Raw genomic sequence first — 966 nt, forward strand, 5'->3', positions numbered from 1 at the left:
ACCACCGAGATAGGTTGGAGTACCCCAAATTAGTCCATCATATTGACAGAGTAATTCAGGTTGAGACATCAACTGTTCAGCGGTGAATAAATCAATTTTAGGTGGTGTTTCAAAAAGTATGCTGAAACAAAGCAGGTTGAATTTTGATAAAATAGAGAAATGCGAATAACTCTAGAAATCAAATGTCCAACCTGCCTCAGTGACAGTATAAAGAAAAATGGCATCAAAGTAGATGGGAAACAAAACTATCAGTGCAAAGACTGTAAACGTCAGTTTATTGGTGACCATGCTCTGAGCTATCTAGGATGTCATTCAGGCATTACTCGAAAAATATTACAGTTGATGGTCAGAGGTAGTGGTATACGAGATATCGCTGAAGTTGAGCGAATCAGTATCGGTAAAGTTTTACGTACTTTAACCGAATCGACCTACCAAATTCAGCCTAAACAAAGTCATTATGAGTCTCTTGAAGTTGATGAGTTTTGGACTTTTGTGGGAAATAAAAATAATAAACAATGGCTTATTTACGCCTACCATCGAGAAACAGGTGAGATTGTTGCTTATTTTTGGGGTAAAAGAGACTTAGCTACAGTTCAACGATTGAAGGCAAAGCTTAAACAATTAGGTATTCACTACACCCGAATTGCAAGTGATCATTGGGACAGTTTCATAACTGCTTTTAAAAACTGCAAGCAAAGTATTGGTAAATTTTTTACTGTAGGTATTGAAGGTAATAATTGCAAAATAAGGCATCGAATTAGGCGCGGTTTTAGAAGGAGTTGTAATTTTTCAAAAAAGATTGAAAACCATTTTAAAGCTTTCGACTTAACCTTTTTTTACATCAATAATGGCTTCATTTAATGTCAGCATACTTTTTGAAACACCACCCGAAATTTTTATGGGTATCGTGTTAATAGGCTTAGCGTTACGACTTCTCTTAACATTCAACTGAATAGCCTAAGCAGA

The 966-nt window shown here is 35.8% G+C and carries 1 protein-coding gene and 1 pseudogene; one reads left to right on the forward strand and one right to left on the reverse strand.

Annotated features, from left to right (window positions below; genetic code table 11):
* A pseudogene (locus G5T77_RS08735) lies at positions 1–99 on the reverse strand (flavodoxin family protein); the annotation flags it as partial.
* Positions 100–159: 60 nt separating this feature from the next.
* On the opposite strand from G5T77_RS08735, the gene G5T77_RS08740 reads away from it, so the two are divergent.
* Positions 160–861: an IS1-like element ISPa14 family transposase gene (locus G5T77_RS08740; RefSeq protein WP_166135753.1), complete on the forward strand. Its 702-nt coding sequence runs from the start codon at positions 160–162 to the stop codon at positions 859–861.
* Positions 862–966 lie beyond the last annotated feature (105 nt).

The sequence above is a fragment of the Acinetobacter sp. GFQ9D191M genome (assembly GCF_011174875.1).
Taxonomy (GTDB): domain Bacteria; phylum Pseudomonadota; class Gammaproteobacteria; order Pseudomonadales; family Moraxellaceae; genus Acinetobacter.

Bases quoted from the DNA above. Each gene is read 5' to 3' on its own strand.
- G5T77_RS08740 (WP_166135753.1), top strand. From the start codon at position 160: ATGCGAATAACTCTAGAAATCAAATGTCCAACCTGCCTCAGTGACAGT.